Annotated in this window: 17 protein-coding genes; 10 read left to right on the top strand and 7 right to left on the bottom strand. The window is 74.3% G+C overall.

Going from position 1 to position 19,738, the window contains the following annotated elements; all coding sequences use genetic code 11:
- The first annotated feature begins 33 nt into the window (after window positions 1–33).
- Window positions 34–2,199: an alkaline phosphatase family protein gene (locus ACFVDM_RS15515; RefSeq protein ID WP_383638765.1), complete on the top strand. Its 2,166-nt coding sequence runs from the start codon at window positions 34–36 to the stop codon at window positions 2,197–2,199.
- Window positions 2,200–2,223: 24 nt separating this feature from the next.
- Here the strand turns inward: ACFVDM_RS15515 and ACFVDM_RS15510 are convergent, their stop codons facing one another.
- The 3 genes from ACFVDM_RS15510 to ACFVDM_RS15500 all read right to left on the bottom strand — a co-directional run bounded on the left by ACFVDM_RS15510 (window position 2,224) and on the right by ACFVDM_RS15500 (window position 4,956).
- Window positions 2,224–3,276: a LacI family DNA-binding transcriptional regulator gene (locus ACFVDM_RS15510; RefSeq protein ID WP_383638762.1), complete on the bottom strand. Its 1,053-nt coding sequence runs from the start codon at window positions 3,274–3,276 to the stop codon at window positions 2,224–2,226.
- Window positions 3,277–3,347: 71 nt separating this feature from the next.
- Window positions 3,348–3,941, bottom strand: a complete 594-nt coding sequence (locus ACFVDM_RS15505) for a DUF305 domain-containing protein (protein WP_383638759.1) — start codon at window positions 3,939–3,941, stop codon at window positions 3,348–3,350.
- 73 nt (window positions 3,942–4,014) lie between these two features.
- Complete coding sequence (locus ACFVDM_RS15500; protein ID WP_383638756.1) at window positions 4,015–4,956, bottom strand: DUF1996 domain-containing protein; 942 nt, start codon at window positions 4,954–4,956, stop codon at window positions 4,015–4,017.
- Window positions 4,957–5,229: 273 nt separating this feature from the next.
- On the opposite strand from ACFVDM_RS15500, the gene ligA reads away from it, so the two are divergent.
- The 5 genes from ligA (at window position 5,230) to ACFVDM_RS15475 (ending at window position 12,902) form a co-directional block, all read left to right on the top strand.
- Entirely contained in the window at window positions 5,230–7,371 is a 2,142-nt protein-coding gene (ligA, locus tag ACFVDM_RS15495; RefSeq protein WP_383638753.1) for an NAD-dependent DNA ligase LigA, read from the top strand.
- Between the two features lie 225 nt (window positions 7,372–7,596).
- Entirely contained in the window at window positions 7,597–8,445 is an 849-nt protein-coding gene (locus tag ACFVDM_RS15490) for a rod shape-determining protein MreC (RefSeq protein WP_383638750.1), read from the top strand.
- Window positions 8,446–8,681: 236 nt separating this feature from the next.
- A complete protein-coding gene (locus ACFVDM_RS15485) occupies window positions 8,682–9,497 on the top strand; it encodes a hypothetical protein (protein WP_383638747.1) in 816 nt (271 codons plus the stop codon).
- A gap of 99 nt (window positions 9,498–9,596) precedes the next feature.
- The gene (secD, locus tag ACFVDM_RS15480; protein ID WP_383638745.1) at window positions 9,597–12,017 is read left to right on the top strand and encodes a protein translocase subunit SecD; all 2,421 of its coding nucleotides are present in this window, start codon (window positions 9,597–9,599) and stop codon (window positions 12,015–12,017) included.
- Window positions 12,018–12,158: 141 nt separating this feature from the next.
- A complete protein-coding gene (locus ACFVDM_RS15475; RefSeq protein WP_383638742.1) occupies window positions 12,159–12,902 on the top strand; it encodes a YoaK family protein in 744 nt (247 codons plus the stop codon).
- A gap of 14 nt (window positions 12,903–12,916) precedes the next feature.
- Here ACFVDM_RS15475 and ACFVDM_RS15470 read toward each other — a convergent pair whose 3' ends face one another.
- Window positions 12,917–13,726: a helix-turn-helix domain-containing protein gene (locus ACFVDM_RS15470; RefSeq protein WP_383638738.1), complete on the bottom strand. Its 810-nt coding sequence runs from the start codon at window positions 13,724–13,726 to the stop codon at window positions 12,917–12,919.
- A 60-nt stretch (window positions 13,727–13,786) separates the two neighbouring features.
- On the opposite strand from ACFVDM_RS15470, the gene ACFVDM_RS15465 reads away from it, so the two are divergent.
- Window positions 13,787–14,092, top strand: coding sequence for a 4a-hydroxytetrahydrobiopterin dehydratase (locus ACFVDM_RS15465; RefSeq protein WP_383638735.1), 306 nt, complete (start codon window positions 13,787–13,789; stop codon window positions 14,090–14,092).
- 21 nt (window positions 14,093–14,113) lie between these two features.
- Here the strand turns inward: ACFVDM_RS15465 and ACFVDM_RS15460 are convergent, their stop codons facing one another.
- Entirely contained in the window at window positions 14,114–15,076 is a 963-nt protein-coding gene (locus ACFVDM_RS15460) for a LysR family transcriptional regulator (RefSeq protein WP_383638732.1), read from the bottom strand.
- Window positions 15,077–15,166: 90 nt separating this feature from the next.
- Here ACFVDM_RS15460 and ACFVDM_RS15455 point away from each other — a divergent pair, with 90 nt between their 5' ends.
- Window positions 15,167–15,907, top strand: coding sequence for a class I SAM-dependent methyltransferase (locus ACFVDM_RS15455; protein WP_383638729.1), 741 nt, complete (start codon window positions 15,167–15,169; stop codon window positions 15,905–15,907).
- Between the two features lie 38 nt (window positions 15,908–15,945).
- Here ACFVDM_RS15455 and ACFVDM_RS15450 read toward each other — a convergent pair whose 3' ends face one another.
- Window positions 15,946–16,815 (bottom strand): NmrA family transcriptional regulator, encoded by an 870-nt coding sequence (locus tag ACFVDM_RS15450; protein WP_383638726.1) that lies wholly within the window; start codon window positions 16,813–16,815, stop codon window positions 15,946–15,948.
- A gap of 81 nt (window positions 16,816–16,896) precedes the next feature.
- On the opposite strand from ACFVDM_RS15450, the gene ACFVDM_RS15445 reads away from it, so the two are divergent.
- Both ACFVDM_RS15445 and ACFVDM_RS15440 read left to right on the top strand, forming a co-directional pair.
- On the top strand, window positions 16,897–17,868 hold the full coding sequence (locus tag ACFVDM_RS15445) for an AraC family transcriptional regulator (RefSeq protein WP_383638723.1): 972 nt from the start codon (window positions 16,897–16,899) through the stop codon (window positions 17,866–17,868).
- 20 nt (window positions 17,869–17,888) lie between these two features.
- A complete protein-coding gene (locus ACFVDM_RS15440; RefSeq protein ID WP_383638720.1) occupies window positions 17,889–18,812 on the top strand; it encodes a class I SAM-dependent methyltransferase in 924 nt (307 codons plus the stop codon).
- A 58-nt stretch (window positions 18,813–18,870) separates the two neighbouring features.
- On the opposite strand, the gene ACFVDM_RS15435 is transcribed toward ACFVDM_RS15440, so the two are convergent.
- Window positions 18,871–19,707 (bottom strand): aldo/keto reductase, encoded by an 837-nt coding sequence (locus ACFVDM_RS15435; protein ID WP_383638717.1) that lies wholly within the window; start codon window positions 19,705–19,707, stop codon window positions 18,871–18,873.
- Between the last annotated feature and the right edge of the window lie 31 nt (window positions 19,708–19,738).

Here is a 19,738-nt window from a genome sequence, read left to right as displayed (position 1 = left end):
GGCGGGCGATGGCGGACGGCCGGGAGCGCCCTGATGCGAGTGATCGCGGTATGGGGGGTCTCGACCCTCACCATGCTGGTGCTCGCCGGGATCCTCCCGGACTTCCAGCTCCAGTCCGCCGACGGTGACAGCTGGACCAAGACCGCGTTCACCGCGGCCTGGGGAGCGGGCGCCTTCGGTCTGCTCTCCGCCCTCGTCTGGCCGCTGCTCGTACGCGCCCTGCTCATCGTCCCGGCGCTCGTCCTCGGGCTGCTCGTCTTCTTCCTCAACGGCTCCCTGCTGATCGTCGCCCTGCGGCTGATCCCCGACGGGCGCGGAGCCGCCGCCCCCGAGACCGCCGTCGTGGTCGCCGCCGCGATGTCCGCCGTCGCCTCCGCGACCTCCACCGCCCTCGCGGTCCGCGACGACAACGCCTACCGCCGTCGGCTCTCCCGCCTGGCCGAACGGCGCCGCCGCCGCAGCGGTACGCCCGGCACCGACGGGGACGGCCCGCCCGGCACCGTCTTCCTCCAGCTCGACGGCGTCGGCCACGACGTCCTCGCCCGCGCCGCGGCCGACGGCGTCATGCCCACCGTCGCCCACTGGCTGGCCGACCCCGCCGGCCACCGCCTCACCCCGTGGCGCACCGACTGGTCCAGCCAGACCGGCGCCAGCCAGCTCGGCATCCTGCACGGCAGCAACCACGACGTGCCCGCCTTCCGCTGGTACGAGAAGGAGACCGGCGCCGTCATGGTCTCCAGCCGCCCGGCGAGCGCCCTCGAACTCCAGCGCCGCGCCATCCTCCGCACCCACGACGGCGGACTCCTGACCGTGGACGGCGCCAGCCGCGGCAACCTCTTCAGCGGCGGCGCCGACCAGCTCGCCCTGGTGCTGTCGATGGCCGCCCGGCGCGGCAAGGGGCGGCGCTCCCGCGCCGGGTACTTCGCCTACTTCACGGACCCCGCCAACGCCGTCCGCACCGCCCTCTCCTTCGTCGCCGAGGCCGGCCGCGAGATCGGCCAGTCCACCCGGGCCCGCATCCGCAAGGAGACCCCCCGGATCAAACGCGGCTGGCTCTACCCCTTCATCCGGGCCTTCGCGACCGTCGTCGAACGCGATGTGGTGGTCGCCGCCGTCATCGGGGACATGTTCGCCGGCCGCACCGCCGTCTACGCCGACCTCGTGGCGTACGACGAGGTGGCCCACCACTCCGGACCGCACGGGCGGGACGCGCGCAAGGTACTGGCCCGGCTCGACCGCGCCCTCGCCCTGATCGTCAAGGTCGCCGAGCACACCCCGCGCCGCTACCGCGTCGTCCTGCTCTCCGACCACGGCCAGAGCCCGGGGGAGACCTTCGCCGGGGCGTACGGGCTGACGCTGAAGGACCTCGTCCGGGCCGGCAGCGGACTGCCCGTCCCGCGCCGCGCCCAGCGCACCCGCAGCGGTTCCGAGGCCCGCGACGCCGTCCGGATCGCCCTGCACCGCCCGGTCGCCGCCCAGAGCGAGGAGGAGCACGTCGCCGCGACCCCCTCCGACCCCGTCGTCCTGGCCTCCGGCAACCTCGGCCTGATCTCCTTTCCGGACATCGCGGGCCGCGCCACCCAGGAACAGCTGGACCGCCGCCACCCCGCACTGCTCGGCACCCTCGCCAACCACCCCGGCATCGGCTTCCTGCTGGTCCGCAGCGAGCGCGACGGATCGGTCGTCCTCGGACGCGACGGCGCCCGCGTCCCGGTCGCGGACCTCACCGACGGACAGGGCCCCCTCGCCCCCTTCGGACCGGGCGCCGCCGACGCGATCCGGCGCACCGACACGTTCCCGCACGTCGCCGACGTGATGGTCAACTCGATGTACGACCCCGAGACGGACACCGTCCACGCCTTCGAGGAGCAGATCGGCTCCCACGGAGGTCTCGGCGGCGCCCAGTCCCGCCCCTTCCTGCTGTGGCCGCGCGAGATGACCGACCCCCTGGAGGTCGTCGGCGAGGACGGGGCACCGGCGGCCGAACTGGTCGGCGCCGAATCGGTTCACCGCGTCCTGCGGCACTGGCTGCGCGAGGTGTCCGGGCCCCAGGTCCCCCTGCGCGACACCCGCCGCCGCACCGGTGGGCGCCGCTTCGGCCGCCGCGCGGTACGGGGCGCGGACGGGACGGGGGCACCCGGATTCCCGGCGGGCGGGTCCGGCCGGGGGACGGACGCCGGCACCGGGGCGCGGGGCTGACCGCCGCCCGTCCCGGGCGCCGGCTCAGGCCGACTGCCGCCGGACCAACGTCGGATGGAAGACCACCGACGGCGGCGGGACCCCCGGCCCGCCGATCTGCTTCAGCAGCAGCCGGGCCATCTCGGCGGACATCTCCTCGATCGGCTGGCGGACCGTCGTCAGCGGCGGATCGCAGGCCAGGGCCGCGCTGCTGTCGTCGAACCCGACGAGCGCCACGTCCCCGGGCACGTCCCGCCCGGCCCGCAGCAGCACCGGAACGGCACCCAGGGCCATCAGGTCCGAGGCGATGAACACCGCGTCCAGATCCGGCCGCTCCGCGAGCAGCCGCCGCATCGCACCCGCCCCGCCCGCGTGCGTGAAATCGCCCTCCGCGGCGGCCACGTCCACGATGCCGTGCGCGGCCAGGGCGTCGACGAAGCCCGCGAGCCGCGCCTGACCGGCCGGCATGTCCTGCGGGCCCGAGACCGTGCCGATCCGCCGCCGGCCCAGCGCCGCCAGATGGTCGGCGGCCAGCTGCGCGCCCGCCCGCTGGTCGGCGTCCACATAGGTGAGCGGCGTCGGCCGGAGCGGCCGCCCCGCCAGGACCGCCGGCAGCCGGGTCTCGTGCAGCAGCCCCGGCAGCGGATCGTCCGCGTGCGAGGAGATGAGCACCACCCCGTCGACATGGCCGTGGCGCAGATACGAGACGAGCTGGGCGCGCGACTCCTGGTCGTCGGCCAGCATCAGCACCAGCTGGACGCCCGCCGGGCGCAGTACCTCCAGCAGACCGCCGACCACCCGCCCGAAGTACGGATCGGAGAACATCCGTCCCACGAACGGCTCGGCCACCGTGCGCCGTTCGCGCTCGGAGACGACGAGCGCGATCGAATCGGTGCGCCGGGTCACCAGCGAACGGGCCGCGCGGTTGGGCACGTACCCGGTGGCGTCCACGGCCTCCTCGACCATCCGCCGCAGCGCCGGGTCCACGGTGGTCGCTCCGTTGATCACCCGGGACACCGTCGCCCGGGACACTCCGGCCACCCCGGCCACGTCCTCCAGGGTGGCGGGACGTGCGGGCGGGGGCGCTTCGGCAGTCATGCAGTCTTTATACCGGGTGGTACGACCGGCGCGGAACGCCCGCCCGGCCGGGGCGGAGGCCCGGCCCGCGCTCAGCCGGACCCCTCCGACAGGCCCGGCAGCCGGGCGAGTTCGGCCGTGCGCGCCGCGACCAGCCCGCCGGCGAGGCGTCGCGCGTCCGACCGGGTGCCGGCGGTGGTCTCCGAGCGCGAGACCTGCGAGGACTGGCGCAGATGGGCGCGGATCAGGGTCACGAGCAGACGGTCGAACGCGTGCCCCGAGAGCGTGCGGGCCCGCGCCAGGTCGGGTCCGGTGACCATGCCCGGCATGGTGTGGCCCTCGTGGACATTGGTGTCCGGCAGCCCCATCAGGGCCAGCAGCGGACGCAGCCGGGCCAGTTCGCGGTTCTGCGCGGACCGCAGGGCGGCGGCCCAGGCCCGCACCCGGGGATCGGCGGACCGGTCCGGTGCGAGTGCGAGGAGCGCCACGGCCTGTTCGTTCATCGGGGTCATCAGCTGGACCCAGGCGGCGTCCGTGGGATCGGCCGGCGCGGAGAGCGGGGAGGGGGATCCGGTGGCCGGGGCCGGGCGGGACGGTGCGGCGGAGCCGCCGGATCCCGACGGGCCGGCGCAGCCGGCGAGGGCGAGGAGCAGGGAGAGTGCCGCGGTGGTGCGGGCCGCCTTCATCGCGGGGTCCTCGGGAGAAGGGCCCGTCCGGGGCGCGGGGACCCCGGACGGGCGTCGGATGAATGACGGACGGTCAGGGAGTGCCGTCGGCACCGCACTTGATGATCGCGTTGATGCAGTCACGCACCCGCTGCGCCATCTCGGCCTCGGGCCACACGTTGAAGAAGTCGCCGTGCATCGTGTAGCCGGGGCCGGAGGCCAGCCGGAAGCGGGACGGATCCCCGTTCACCGGGTAGCGCAGCACCTGGCGGAGCTTGGGCACCGGCACCGGGTGCGTGGCCGGGCACTCCCCGCCCACCGGGTAGGACATATGGCTCTTGTGGTCGGGGGAGTCCAGGTCCTTGCCGTTCCAGCACTGCGGGAAGTCGAGGTAGGACTCCAGCATGGCGCCGGACGGGCAGTTCACGAAGTCGTGGGAGGGGTTGACCTCCCCGTGATGCAGACACGACCAGCGCGAGATGGTGTTGTCGTCCGGCCCGGTCGCCTTCGCGTTGCCCGCGACGATCCGCAGGCCCCGGGGGAAGGGCTTGATCTGCCGGATGACGTCGTCGCGCACGCCCTCGCCGAGGTAGTAGAAGGTCGTGCCGGTGGGCTCGACCTCCTTGTCGCCGTCGTACAGCGTCGGCACCCAGTACGAGGACAGGTCGATGTCGGGGGAGCAACTGCTCCTCGCCTTCTCCAGCGAGGCGAGGTCGGAGTTGCCGTTGGTCGAGTCGTTGCCGAAGAAGCTGTGCATGTGCGAGGCCCCGGGCAGCCCCGGGAAGACGATCGGGTCGTCGGGGGCCCGGTGGGTGTACGGGCACTCGGCGAGGAACTCGGCGACCCGGACCACATCGGCGGCCGCCGCGGGTGCGGCGGGGGCGGATGTGTCCGGACCGGCTGACGCGTTGCCGGTGTTCGCCTCCAGGAAGGACAGGGCCAGGACGGCGGCGACGAGCGCCGCGGTGCGGCGGCGGCCGGGCCGGGTTCTGCGGTGACTGTCCTCGCGGGCGCGTCGGTGACGGAAGAAGAGCACGGCACTCCTGTTCGGGGAAGTGGGGGATTCCGGTGCGAGAGAGCGCTCTCTGCGAGGAACGTAAAAGCGTGTTACGGGCATGTCAAGAGAGGCTGCGGTTCCGGAACTCCGTGTGCTGAAAAGTCAGTTGAGAAGGCTCCGTGATGGGAGAGCGCTCTCTTGCGAGAGGTTCCGTGTCAGGCCGCCACATAGGGGGGCGGGGCGCGGTGCGGGGCCGTGCGGAGGCCGGGCCAGCCCCGTGCGAGCGGGGCGTTGTCAGTGGTGGACGGCAGGATGGAGGGCATGACGAACTCAGCTGTTGTGCTCGCCGACACCGCCGCCTACGCCGCCGCCGTCGAAGAGGCGTCCCGGGCCGCCGCCGCGTACTACGCCACGGGCGAGAGCGCGCTCGACGACGACGCGTACGACCGGCTCGCGCGTGGCATCGCCGCCTACGAGGAGGCGCATCCGCAGGAGGTGCTGGCCGATTCGCCGACCGGCAAGGTGGCCGGCGGCACCGCAGTCGGCGACGTTCCGCACACGGTGCCGATGCTCTCCCTGGACAATGTGTTCTCGGCCGAGCAGTTCGCCACCTGGACCGCCTCGCTGGAGCGGCGGATAGGCCGACCGGTCGCCGCCTGGAGCGTCGAGCCGAAGCTCGACGGCCTCGCGGTCGCCGCGCGTTACCGGGAGGGCAGACTGGAGCGGCTGATCACCCGGGGCGACGGCACCGCCGGCGAGGACGTCTCGCATGCGATCGGCACGGTCGTGGGCCTCCCGGCCGAGCTGGCCGAGCCGGTGACGATCGAGCTGCGCGGCGAGATCCTGATGACGGCCGAGCAGTTCGAGCGCGCCAACACGGCCCGCACCGCGCACGGCGGCGCCCCCTTCGCCAACGCGCGCAACGGCGCGGCGGGCACCCTGCGCGCCAAGGACCGGGCGTACACGGTGGAGATGACGTTCTTCGCCTACGGGGTCGTCGCCCTGCCCGACTCCGGGGACACGGCCACCGCCCTGGCCGAGCTGCCGCACGGCGAGACGCTGACCTACGCGGCCGGGCTCGGCGTGCACACCGCCGGGGAGACGGTGGTGGCGCCGCGCACCCTGGCCACGGTGGAGGAGGTCCAGGCGCGGATCGAGGAGATCGCCTCGCTGCGCGCCTCGTTGTCCTTCGGCATCGACGGCATCGTCATCAAGGCGGACCTCGCCGCGGACCGGCGGGACGCCGGCTCCGGCAGCCGGGCGCCGCGCTGGGCCATCGCCTACAAGCTCCCGGCCGTCGAGAAGGTCACCCGCCTCCTGGGCGTCGAGTGGAACGTGGGCCGCACCGGCATCATCGCCCCGCGCGCCGTCCTGGAGCCCGTCGAGATCGACGGATCGACCGTCGGGTACGCCACCCTGCACAACCCCGCGGACATCACCCGCCGCGATCTGCGCGTCGGCGACCACGTGATGGTCTACAAGGCGGGCGACATCATCCCCCGCATCGAGGCCCCGGTCGCCCATCTGCGCACGGGCGAGGAACAGCCGATCGCCTTCCCCGAGTCCTGCCCGCAGTGCGGATCCGAGATCGACACCAGCGAGCAGCGCTGGCGCTGCGTCCGGGGCCGCGACTGCCGTCTGGTCGCCTCGGTCTCGTACGCCGCCGGGCGTGACCAGCTCGACATCGAGGGCCTGGGCGCCACCCGGGTCGTGCAGCTCGTCGACGCCGGTCTCGTGAAGGACTTCGCCGATCTGTTCGCCCTGGAGCGCGAGCAGTTGCTGGCGCTGGAGCGGATGGGCGAGACCAGTACCGACAACCTGCTGACCGCGATCGACGCCGCGCGCCGCCAGCCGCTGTCCCGGGTCTTCTGCGCGCTCGGGGTGCGGGGCACCGGCCGCTCCATGTCCCGCCGCATCGCGCGCTACTTCGCGGACATGGACCGGATCCGGGCCGCCGACGCCGAAGCCCTCCAGCGGGTGGACGGCATCGGCAAGGAGAAGGCGGCGGCCGTCGTCGCGGAGCTGGTGGAGCTGGCCCCGCTGATCGACAAGCTGGTCGCCGCCGGGCTGACGATGACCGAGCCGGGTGCGACCCCGCCGCCGGAGCCCGGCGAGGAGGGTGCGGAGGGCGCCGACGGTACGGCGGACGGGGCCGCGGGCGGGGAGACCGGGAGCGCCGGGGGTGCCGATGCCGGACCGCTGGACGGGATGACCGTCGTCGTCACCGGCGCCATGACCGGTGCGCTGGAGAAGCTCTCGCGCAACCAGATGAACGAGCTGATCGAGCGGGCCGGCGGAAAGTCCTCCTCCAGCGTCTCCAAGCGCACGACCCTTCTGGTCGCCGGCGAGAAGGCCGGTTCCAAGCGTGCCAAGGCGGAGGACCTGGGAGTGCGCATATCCGGCCCGGAGGAGTTCGCCGCGCTCGTCGCCGCGTTCCTGCCGGACGCGGTCTGACCCCACCGCCGGACACCGGGGCGTCCGGAGGACCGGGCCCCGGCGGAGGGCGGCGCGGGCGGCGTCGGTGGCCCAGGGGCCTTGGGGGCTGGGGTGGCCTTGGATTTTGCGTGGAAGTGGCTTTCTTTGCCTCCCTATTGCATAGTGAGGGTTCGGCCATGCCTCGCGATGCGCGGGTCCATGGGTGTGTGAACGGCCGCGTCGGCGGACCGGGGGTGAGGGGCGATGCGTTCTGTGCGCGACGGGCGCCGGCGGACCGGATCCGGTCACCGGCCGGACCGGCAGCGGACGATGTCCCCCCGGCTCCCGCACCGCGGTGTGACCCGCGGTATCGCGCTCGACCTCGGCAGTTCCGGCATCCGCGCCTGGATCCCCGGGCAGGGCGTCGTCGCGGACACCGGCTCCGGCCGGGCCGACGCGCCGGCGCACGACGGCCGGCCGGTCCGGCGCGGGCGCATCGTCGACCCCGAGTCCTGCGGCCGGACGCTCGGCCGCATCGCGGACACCGCACTCGGCGCCGACCGGGGCGACGCGGTGATCGTCCTCAGCCACCCCCTGCTCACCGGTCCCGAACACCGCGCGGCGGCACGGGACATGCTCACCGCGCTGGGCCCGGCCGATGTCATCGTCCTGGACAGTGCCAGGGCGGCTGCCGCCTGCGCCGGACCGCACGACGGGGGGCCGCTGCTCGTCGTCGACATCGGCGCCGAACTGACCGAGACGACGCTCCTCGTCGGCGGCCGGGTGCGCGACGCGCGCCTGGCCGAGACCGGCACCAGTGATCTGGAGGCCGGCGCCCCGCCCGCCGCCGTGGTCGGCACCGTCCTCGACATGGTCATGGACATGTGGCGACAGGACCGGCACGGGGCGCTGCTCGGCGCCCTGCGCCGGGGGCCGCTGCTCACCGGCGGGGGAGCGCTCCGTCCGGACATCACCCAGCGCGTCGCGGTCCGCCTCGGCGTCCCGGTCCGGCTCACGGACGACCCGGCGACCACGGTCGTACGCGGAGCAGGACTGGTCCTCGGCTCCGTGCTCCGCCACGCCGCACCCGCCCTGCCCGGCCGGACCAGGTGACCCCCCTCCCGGGGCCGCCCCGGGGGAACGCACCCCGAGGGGACCGGCCGCACATCCCGGCACCCCAGGGCGTTCCGCCGCTCCCCGGTACCCCGACGGGGTGCTCGGGCGCTTCGGGGGTCTCCGACGCTCCGAGGCCCTTTGGCCCTTCGAGATCCCGAGGCGCTTCAAGGCTCTCCGACGCTCGGAGGCCTTTCGGCGCTTCGGGATCGCGAGGCGGGCCGGGATCCGTCGACGTGCCGCGACCTCTCGGCGTCCCGAGATCCGTCGACGTCCTGAGACCTGCCGACGTCCTGGGATCCGTGGGCGTTCCGCCCTTCCCCGGCGTCCCGACACTCCCTGCCGTCCGGCCGCTCAGTGGCGCGGCGGCCCGGCGCTTCCTTGCCGCGCTGCTCCTCGCCGTCCTCGCGGTGACGGGTGTCGCTCCGGCGGCGCTGGGGCAGGTGCCGTCGGTCTCGGGGCACGTGCCCGCGCAATCCGCGACCGAGCCCGCCGCCGGAGCGGACCACGCGTCCGCGCCCGCGTTCCGCACGTCCGGCGACGCGTGGTCGCCGGCGGACAGCGGGGCATCGTCCCCCGAGGCGCCGGCCCGTCCCGAACGGACAGCCGCCCCCGACTCCACGGCCGTCCCCACCCCCACCGCCGTCGACACCCTGCGGTCCGTCCCCACCACGACGCCCCAGCCGCGTGTCGCCCCGCACCCGCGCATCGCCCCGCACCCGCGGGGCATGCCGCAGTCCTGGGCGGTGCCTCGGACGGGGGCCGTTCCTCCGCACTGGGCGGCCGGTCAGCCGTGGGCGGTGTCCGAGCAGCCGCGTGCGCCGCAGCATCTGCCGCCTCCCGGGCCCGGCTTCCTGCCGTCGTCCCCGCCCGGCCTTCCGCCTCCGCACCCCGTCCCCGGGGGGCCGTCCGCCGTACCGGCGGCGGCCGCAGACCGCTTCCGTGCCGCGCTGCCCGGCGTACGCGGACCTCCGAGCGCGGCCGTTCACCGGCCGTGGGACCCGGCACCGGTCCCGACCCACCTCACCGCCGTGACGGTTCCGCGCTCCTAGAGCCGGCCGTTTCTGTGGAGGATCCGCTCTCCTCCGCAGGACCGGCCGCCTCCGAGGGGTCCGGAACCACCCGTCCGGCACCCCTCGGAGGACCCACGCATGACCCGCGCCACCACGGTGCGGGCGGTACTGGCCGCGGCCGTACTGCTCGTCTCCGTGCTCATCACGCTGACCATGTCCCCCCGGCTGGGCCTCGATCTCCAGGGCGGCACCCGGCTCGTCCTGCAGGCGAAGGACTCCGACACGGCGAAGGCCGACCGGAAGAGCACCGACCGCACCCTTGAGGTGCTCCGCAAGCGCATCGACTCCCTCGGGGTCACCGAACCGACCCTGACCCGGTCCGGCGAGGACCGGATCATCGTCGAACTCCCCGACGTCCAGGACCCGCGCAAGGCCGCCGAGGTCATCGGCCGCACCGCCCAGCTCACCTTCCACGCGGTACGCGGCCCCGGCACCGCCGCCGACGCCGAGGCCACCCGGTCAGGGAAGACCGGCCCCGAAAGCGGCGACAAGCCCGGCACCGAGAGCACCACGCCGACCTCCGGCACCGAGAGCACCACTCCGACCTCCGGCACCGAGGGCCCCACCGCCACCGGCACCGAAGGCCCCACGCTCCCCGACGAGCAGGGCCGGTTCCTCGCGCTCGGGCCCGTCGCGCTCTCCGGCGCGGGGGTCAAGGACGCGTCGGCCTCGTTCGACGCGCAGCAGGGGGCCGGCTGGTCGGTCGCGCTGGACTTCCACAAGGACGCCGGCCGGGACTGGACCAAACTGACCGGCGAGGCGGCCTGTCACCCCGTCCAGGACGAACGGCGCAGGGTCGCCATCGTGCTGGACGAGAAGGTGATCTCCTCGCCGCAGGTCTCCCCGAGCGTCGGCTGCAACACCGGGCTGCCCTCCGGATCGACCCAGATCACCGGCGCGTTCAGCGCCGACGAGGCGCGCGAACTGGCCCTGCTCATCCAGGGCGGCGCCCTGCCCGTCCCCGTCGAGATCGTCGAGCAGCGGACCGTCGGACCCACGCTCGGGGCCGACGCCATCGACGCCAGTGCGCGGGCCGCCCTGATCGGCGCCGCGGCCACCGCCCTGTTCATCACCGTCGTCTACCGGCTCTTCGGCGCCCTCGCCGCCGTGGCCCTGGCGGCCTACGGAGTCATCTCGTACGCCGCACTGGTCGGTCTCGGAGTGACGCTCACCCTGCCGGGGCTGGCCGGGTTCGTGCTCGCCATCGGCATGGCGGTCGACGCGAACGTGCTGGTCTTCGAACGGGCCAGGGAGGAGTACGCCGGGCGGCCGGGGCGGTCCCTGCGCACCTCGCTCGTCGCCGGGTTCCGGCACGCCTGGAGCGCGGTGGCCGACTCCAACGTGACCACGCTCATCGCCGCCGGACTGCTCTTCTTCCTCGGCTCCGGACCCGTCAAGGGCTTCGGTGTCACGCTCGGCATCGGTGTGCTCGCCTCGATGTTCTCCGCGCTGGTCATCGCCCGGGTGCTCACCGAGACGGCCTCCCGGTCCCGGTTCGTCGCCGACTACCGGGGCGTCAACGGCATCGCGAGCCCGGGGCGGGTGCGGACCTGGATCACCCGCCGCGACCCGCAGCTCATGCGCACCCCGCGCCGCTGGCTGATGGTCTCCGCCGTCCTGGTCGCCGTGGCCGTCGCGGGCATCGTGGTGCGCGGCGTCAACCTGGGCGTGGAGTTCACCGGCGGCCGGCTCGTCGAGTACGCGACCAGCCGGCCGGTCGACGTCGAGCGGGCCCGTACGGCGCTGGCCGGGGCCGGCTTCGGCGACGCCGAGGTCACCACCGCGGGCGCCGGTGACATCTCCGTACGCACCGGGGACCTCGACAACGACGCCGAGCACCGGCTGCGCGCGGCACTGGCCGAGGAGGGCGGCGAGACCACCAAGGTCCGCGACGAACTCATCGGACCCAGCCTCGGCGACGAACTGCGGCGCAACGCGCTGATCGCCCTGGCGATCGCCGTCCTCGTCCAACTGGCGTATCTGGCGATCCGGTTCCGCTGGACCTTCGCCGTGGCCTCGGTCGGCGCGCTGATCCACGACGTGATCATCCTGATCGGCGCCTTCGCCTGGCTGGGGCGCACCGTCGACGGCATCTTCCTGGCGGCGCTGCTCACCGTCATCGGCTACTCGGTCAACGACTCCGTCGTGGTCTTCGACCGGGTCAGGGAGCTGTGGGCCAAGGCCCGCCGCAAACCGCTCGCCGACGTCGCCAACCACGCCGTCCTCCAGACGGTGCCGAGGACCGTCAACACCGGGATGGGCGCGCTGTTCATCCTCACCGCGCTGGCGGTCCTCGGCGGCGACTCCCTGGAGGACTTCGCCCTCGCCCTGCTGATCGGCATCGTCGTGGGCACGTACTCCTCGGTCATGACCGCCGTACCGGGAGCGCTGCTGCTGGAGAGCAGCGGCAGGGTCCCGCCGCCGGCCCGGACGCGCGCCCCGCGCGCCCGCTCGGGTGCCGGACGCCGCGACCCGCTCGACAACGGCGCCCGGGTCTGAGCCCCGCCGTCGCCCCCGCGCCCCGTGCACCCGTGGCGCGGGGGCGACGACACGCGGCGGGCGTTCCCTCCGGGCCGGGCACGACGGCACCATCCTGATCACACCGAGCCGTCTCCCGTACCCCGTGATCGGAGCGTTCCCGTGCCCGTCGTCCTGCGTGAGGCATGGACCACCCTCGTACCCGACCCGGACGACCGGCACGGTCCGCTGCCGCCGCTGATGCTCGCGCTGACCGTCGTCACCGGTCTGGTCGACGCCGTCAGCTATCTGGAACTCGGGCGGGTCTTCGTCGCCAACATGACGGGCAACGTGGTCTTCGCCGGGTTCGCGTTCGCCGGCGCTCCCGGGTTCTCCCTCGCCGCCTCCCTGTTCGCGCTCGTCGCCTTCGCGGCGGGCGCGTTGGCCGGCGGGCGGATCGTGCACCACGCCCGCGCCCACCGCGGCCGGATGCTGCTGCGCGGGCTGTGGGCGGAGACGGTGTGCGTCCTGGCCGCGCTCGCCGTCGCGCTCGTCTCGGGCACCCCCTTCCACGGCGGGGTGCGCTTCACCCTGATCGTGCTGCTCGCCCTCGGCCTCGGGGTGCAGAACGCCGTCGCGCGGGCGCTCGCCGTCCCCGATCTGACCACGACGGTCCTCACCCTGACCATCACGGGGATTGCTGCCGACGGCCGGCTCGCCGGGGGCGGCGGCAGCCGGGCCGGGCGCCGCGCCCTGTCGGCGGCGGCCATGCTGGCCGGTGCCCTCGTCGGCGCCGTCGCCGTCCTGCACGGGCGGCCCGCGCTGCCGCTGGTGCTCGCCTCGGTGGTCCTCGTCCTGCTCTGCCCGGCCGCCCAGCTCCTGGCCCGCGAGGACGGCGAGTGGATCCACCCCGTCGTCAAGAAGTGAGCGGCCGGACCGGGTCAGCCCGCGAGCGACCGCAGATACGCCGCCGTCGCCGCGTCGGCCGGCAGCAGCGTCTCGATCGCCAGCTCCGCCACCGTCACATCCATCGGGGTGTTGAACGTGGCGATGGACGCCACGAACGAGAGCACGTGCCCGTGGTGCTCGACGACCAGCGGCAGCGCGAACGGCACCGAAGCCGAGGGCGGCTCCCAGCCCTCCGCGTCCCGGGACCGCTCCGGTACGGGATAGCCCGCCACCTCCTCGTACAGCGCGCGCAGCTCCACCGAACGGGCCAGGGCGATCTGACGCTCCATCTGCGCCAGCAGATCGGCCCGCCACTCCCGCAGATTGAGGATGTGCGGGGCCATGCCCTCCGGGTGCAGGGTCAGCCGCATCGCGTTCAGCGGCGGCACCAGCAGATGCTCCGCCACCCCGTCCAGCATCCGGCGCATCCCGTCGTTGGCCGCCACCACCGTGTACAGGCCGTCCACGACGAACGCCGGGTACGGGTCGTAGCCCTGGAGCAGCCGGTCCAGCCCCTCGCGCAGCGCCCCCATGGCCGGGTCGTCGAGCGGGGTCTCCGCGTAGTGCGGCGCGTATCCGGCGACCACCAGCAGCGCGTTGCGCTCCCGTACGGGCACGTCCAGGTGCTCCGCCAGCCGCAGGACCATCTCCTGGCTGGGGCGGGCACGGCCCGTCTCGATGAAGGAGATGTGCCGGGCCGAGGAGTCCGCCCGCAGCGCGAGCTCCAGCTGACTGATCCGGCGACGCTCCCGCCAGCTGCGCAGCAGCGGCCCTACCCCCGTGTCAAGCGCGACAGTTGTCATACCGAGACCGTAACGTCACCGGCAGTGCCACCCCACCCGACCCCGACGAGGGAGCCCTCCATGCCCGCCGCACCCCTGCCGCCGCACGCGATCGAGGAAGGGCTGCGCGAGCTGCCCGGATGGGCGGTGGAGGGGGACCGCATCACCTGTTCCTACCGGCTGCCCTCGCACATCGCCGCCGCCGCGTTCGCGATGCACATCGCCCGGATCCAGGACGAGCTGAACCACCACTCCGATCTGACGCTCGGCTACAACTCGGTCGCTCTGTCGGTGAACTCCCACGACGCGGGCGGCAAGGTCACGGCCAAGGATCTGGAGCTGGCCGGCCGGGTCGCGGCCGCCGCCCCCGCCCACGGGGCCGAATGAGACGCGGCCCCGGACGCCCCGTCAGGGGGCCGCGCCGAAACGCGGATGCGCGGCGAGCCAGCGGGTGTAGCTGTCGCTGCGCTCCACCGCCTGGGCGTACGCCGCCCGGGTGTGCCCGGTGACCGCCGCGGCCGCCGCCGCGGCGGCGGCCGAGCGCGGATGCCAGCCCAGCAGATGACGCCAGCTCAGTGGGGAACCGGCGATCGGCCGGGTCACCACGCCCGGTGTCGGCGGGAACGTCGCCCGGCACAGTCCGACCGCCCGCCCCACCTGCACCAGATGGACCACGGACACCGTGTCCGTCTCGAACACCGAGACCGGACTGAACCCGGCACGCGCGCAGGCGGCCACGAAACAGTCCGCGAAACAGCCGTCGCCCGGCACGTCCGCCCAGCCCTCGTCCGCCAGCGCGGACAGTTCCAGCTCCGCCTCACCGGCCAGCGGATGCGTCTCCGGCAGCATCACGAACACCGGATCGATGCCGATGACCTCCCACCGCAGCCGGTCGGCGACCGGGGGCGCACTCTCGCCGCACGCCCCGACCAGGGCGAAGTCCAGCCGCCCGTCGACCAGTTGGCCGGCCAGCTCGGCGACGGACCAGGAGGTGTACGTGGAGACCGGGGCGGACGGGTGCGCGGTGGCGAGCCGGTCGACCAGCCCGCCCAGCAGCGGTCCGTGGGTGGCGCCGAGCCGGAACCGCTCCATGGCCCCCCAGGCGTTCGCGAACCGCACCGCCTCCTCCTGGAGTTCGCTCACCGCGGGCAGCACCACCCGGGCGCGTTCCAGCACCAGTTCGCCCAGGAGCGTGGGGCGCGCACCCGTGTGGTCGCGGTCGAACAGCGGCCCGCCCAGCGCCTTCTCGATCCGCCGCAGCTGCGCGCTCAGCGCGGGCTGGGCCAGCCCGAGCGCGGCGGCCGCCTTGGTGAGGCTTCCGGTCTCGGCGATGGCCCGTACGGTTCGCAGATGGCGCAACTCCAGCTCCATAACCGCACGTTATGGCCCCCGTCGTCCTGCGGCAATACGATCGTCGGCTCCGGGCCGTGGGCTGCGGTCCTTTGTCGTACAGTCGTCCGCATGCTGGACTACGACAAGGAGGCCGCCGTCTACGACGCGACGCGCGGCGGTGTCCCCAGGGCGCAGGCGGCTGCCCGCGCCGTGCTGGGCCTCGTTCCGCCCACCGCGCGCACCCTGCTGGACATCGGGTGCGGCACGGGTCTGGTCACCGAGCGGCTCGCCGCCGGCCGGCCGCGCCTGCGGGTGTACGGCTCCGACGCCTCCCCGGGCATGGCCCGGGTGGCACGGGAACGGGTCGGAGGCGTCGTGCTGGCCGACGCGCGCCGGCTGCCCGTGCGCGACGCGTCCGTGGACGCGGTGACGGCCGTGTGGCTGCTGCACCTGCTGCGCGAGGAGGGCGCCGTGCCCGCGGTCGTGGCCGAGGCGGCGAGGATCCTGCGGCCCGGCGGCGTGTTCGTGACCACCGTCGACAAGGACGCCGCGCACGACGTCGGCAGCGACATCGACGCGCTGTTCGGCCCCTACCTCTCCGTCTCCCCGTCCGACGCCACGGACCGGGTCCTCGGCCACGCCGCCGCCTGCGGTCTCGATGTGATGGGCAGCGGGGTCTTCCGCGGCCACGGCCAGGGCAGGACCCCGCTGACCGCGGCCGACGGGGTCCTGCGCGGCTCCTACGCCTCGCGTCTGGTGCTGCCGGGCACGGCGGCCGACGACCTCGTGCGCGGGCTCGCCGCACTGCCCGGCCCCGACCGCCGCCGTGCCGAACCGGAGTACCGGCTCCTGGCGTTCCGCCGCCGCTGAGGGCGCGCGAGCCCGCCCGGGGCCCACGCCCGCCCCGCTCAGGCGCCGCCCCACGCCCCGTCCTGCGCCGCCTCCGACGCGAAGACGGCGAACGGCTTCGGATCGCGGCCCAGGACCCGCTTCACCCCGTCGGTCACCGTGGCGTTGTGCCCGTCCAGCAGGAAGGTGAACAGCTCGGCCAGCATGTCCGCCTCGGCATCCGGAACGCCGAAGTCGATCAGCATGGAGCTGTACTGATCCTCCGTCACCGCGACGTAGCGCACCTGCCGCCCGGTGGCGGCGGTGAGCGCCGCCGCCGCCTCGGCGAAGGTCAGCGGCCGGGGTCCGGTCAGCTCGTGCACCTCGCCCGCGCCCGCCTCCCCGCACAGCACCGCCACCACCACGTCCGCGAGATCGTCGGCGTCGACGAACGGCTCGGCCGTCGTGCCCGCCGGGAACACCACCTCACCCAGGTGCACCCCGTCCGCCAGCGCCCCCTCGCTGAAGTTCTGCGCGAAGAACGCCGAACGCAGCACGGTCAGTTCGGCGTCACCGGCCGACGACCGCAGCGCCTCCTCGGCCACCACGGCCTGCGGCTCGCCCCGCCCCGACAGCAGCACCAGCCGCCGCACCCCGCACCGGCGCGCGACCGCGCCGAACTCCGCCATCGCCTCCGGCGCCCCGGGCGCCGCCAGATCCGGGTAGTAGGCGATGTACGCCGCCTCCGCACCCGTCAGCGCGGCCTCCCACCCCGAGGGGTCCGTCCAGTCGAACGCGACGGCGCCGTCCCGCGACCCGGCCCGCACCCGAAGGCCCCGCGCCGCCAGCCGCTCCACCACCCGCCGGCCCGTCTTGCCCGTCCCGCTCGTCACCAGGACCGGGCCGGTGACGGGGTTCTGCCGCTGCGTGTTCTCCGTGTTCTCTGTCATGCCCCCAGACTCCCCGGCCCCGCCCCCGCCCTCCATGCCCCAGCCACTCACCTCCCTACGCGCGCGTCTACGCTGCACCGCATGGACGCACTCGCAGGCCTGCTCGACGGACCGCGCGCCCGAGGCGCCTTCCTGCTGCGGATGGTGATGGAACCGCCGTGGTCCGTACGGATCGAGGACCGGGCCCCGCTCTGTCTGATGGCCGTCACCGAGGGCGAGGCCTGGATCCGTCCCGACGCCGGCACCGCTCCCGTACGGCTGACCCCGGGCGATCTGGCCGTCGCCCGCGGCCCGGAGCCGTACACCGTCGCCGACGGACCCGACACCGCGCCCCACGCCCTCATCGGACCCGGCGGCGGCTGCACCACCCTGCGCGGCGAACCGCTGGCCCAGTCCATGCGATTGGGCGTACGGACCTGGGGCAACGCCGCCGAGGGCTCGGCCGTCGTGCTCGTCGGCACCTATCTGATGGACGGCGAGATCAGCGGACGGCTGCTCGACGCCCTGCCGCCGCTGCTCCTCCTGCCCGCCGACGGCCGGACCACCGGACCGCTGCTGAGCCTGCTCGGCTCGGAGATCGCCCGCGACGAACCGGGCCAGAGCGTCGTGCTCGACCGGCTCCTCGACCTGCTCCTCATCGACACCCTGCGCACCTGGTTCTCCCGGCCCGGCGCCGAGGCCCCCGCCTGGTACCGGGCCATGGGCGACCCCGTCGTCGGACAGGCGCTGCGCCTCCTCCAGAACGAGCCCGCCCACCCCTGGACCGTCGCCGCACTCGCCGCACGGACCGGGGTCTCCCGGGCCGGGCTGGCCCGCCGGTTCACCGAACTGGTCGGGGAGCCCCCGATGAGCTACCTCACCGAATGGCGCCTCGCCCTCGCCGCCGACCTGCTCCGGGAGACCGACGCGACCGTCGAGGCGGTGGCCCGCAAGGTCGGCTACAGCCAGGCCTTCGCCTTCAGCACCGCGTTCAAGCGGGTGCGCGGCGTCAGCCCGCAGGACTACCGCAAGGGCGGCTTGCCGGACCGGCAACAAAGTTTGCCCATCAGCTGACGTGCGGTGAGGGTGGAGGGATGAGCAACCACACCGTTCACGGTCACCACCACGAGGGCCGGCACGGCCACGGACACTCCCACGGGCACGGCCACAACCCCGCCGAACCGGACTGGGACGTCATGGCCCCGCTGCTGGAGCAGAACGCCGAACTGAGCAGTGAGCAGTACACCCGCGCGGCCCGCTGGATCGCCGGACTGCCCGACGCTCCGAAGGTCCGCCGGGTCCTGGACATCGGCAGCGGCCCCGGCGTCGTCGCCTGTCTGCTCGCCGAGGTGTTCCCCGAGGCCGAGGTCGTGGCCGTGGACGCCACCCCGGCCCTGCTGGAGCGCACCCTCGACCGCGCCCGGCGGCTCGGGCTCGGCGACCGCGTCACCACGCTCCACGCGGAGATCCCCGAGGGGCTCGCGGGCCTCGGCGAGGCCGACCTCGTCTGGGCGGGCAACGCCCTGCACCACATGGGCGACCAGCGCGCCGTCCTGGCCGGATTCGCCGGACTGCTGCGCCCCGGCGGCACCGTCGCCCTGGTCGAGGGCGGGCTCCAGCCGCGTCAGCTGCCCCGCGACCTGGGCTTCGGCCGGCCGGGCCTGGAGGCCAGGATGGAGGCGGTCCAGGCCGAGATGTTCGAGGAGATGCGGGCCGAACTGCCCGACGCGCGGCGGGAGAACGAGGACTGGGCGGCACTGTTCACCGCGGTGGGGCTGGCTCCGCAGGGCACCCGCAGCTTCCTGCTCGACCTGCCGGCCCCGCTGGGCGAGGTGGCCAGGGACCATGTGATCGCGGAATTCGCCCGCCGCCGCGACGGGCTCGGCGAACGGCTCGACGCCGACGACAACGCCACGCTCGACCGGCTCCTCGACCCCGAGGACCCGGCCGGACTCCACCGGCGCCCCGACACCTTCCTGCTGCTGGCGCGCACGTTCCACCTCGGCCGCCGCGCCTGAGACGGCGACCGCCGCCCGGCACGGGGCCGGGCGGCGGTGCGGACACGGTCTGCGGGGCTCAGGCGCCGGCGTTGAACTCGCCGGGGTTCGGGCCGAGGCGCTTGCCCTCGTCCAGCGCGGCGAACGCGGCCAGGTCGTCGGCGTCCAGCTCGAAGTCGAAGACGTCGATGTTCTCCGCGATCCGCGACGGCGTCACGGACTTCGGGATCACCACGTTGCCCGTCTGGATGTGCCAGCGGAGCACCGCCTGGGCCGGGGTGCGGTTGTGCTTGCGGGCGACCGCGACGACGGTCGGGACCTCCAGGAGGCCCTTGCCCGAGCCCAGCGGGGACCAGGCCTCGGTGGCGATGCCGTGCCGCGCGTGCAGGGCGCGGGACTCGGCCTGCTGGAGCTGCGGGTGCAGCTCGATCTGGTTGACGGCGGGCACCACGGAGGTCTCGCCGAGCAGTCGCTCCAGGTGCTCCGGCAGGAAGTTCGACACGCCGATGGCCTTCGCCCGGCCGTCGGCGTAGATCTTCTCGAACGCCCGGTACGTGTCCACGTACGCGTCCTTGGCCGGCACCGGCCAGTGGATCAGGTACAGGTCGACGTAGTCGAGGCCGAGCTTCTCCAGGGAGGCGTCGAAGGCGCGCATCGTCGAGTCGTAGCCCTGCTCGGTGTTCCACAGCTTGGTGGTCACGAACAGCTCGTCGCGCGCGACACCGGAGGCGGCGATCGCCCTTCCGGTGCCCACCTCGTTCTGATAGATCGCGGCGGTGTCGATGCTGCGGTACCCGGACTCGATGGCCGTGGCGACGGCCTTCGTGGCCTCGTCGTCCGGCACCTGCCAGACGCCGAAACCGAGCTGCGGCATCTCGACGCCGTTGTTGAGGGTGAGGGTGGGGACCTGGCTCACGAGCAGTCGATCCTTACGTTGTGGGTGGTGG

Source organism: Streptomyces sp. NPDC057682 (assembly GCF_042799575.1).
GTDB lineage: Bacteria > Actinomycetota > Actinomycetes > Streptomycetales > Streptomycetaceae > Streptomyces.
This window is presented reverse-complemented; position numbering and strand designations above follow the sequence as displayed.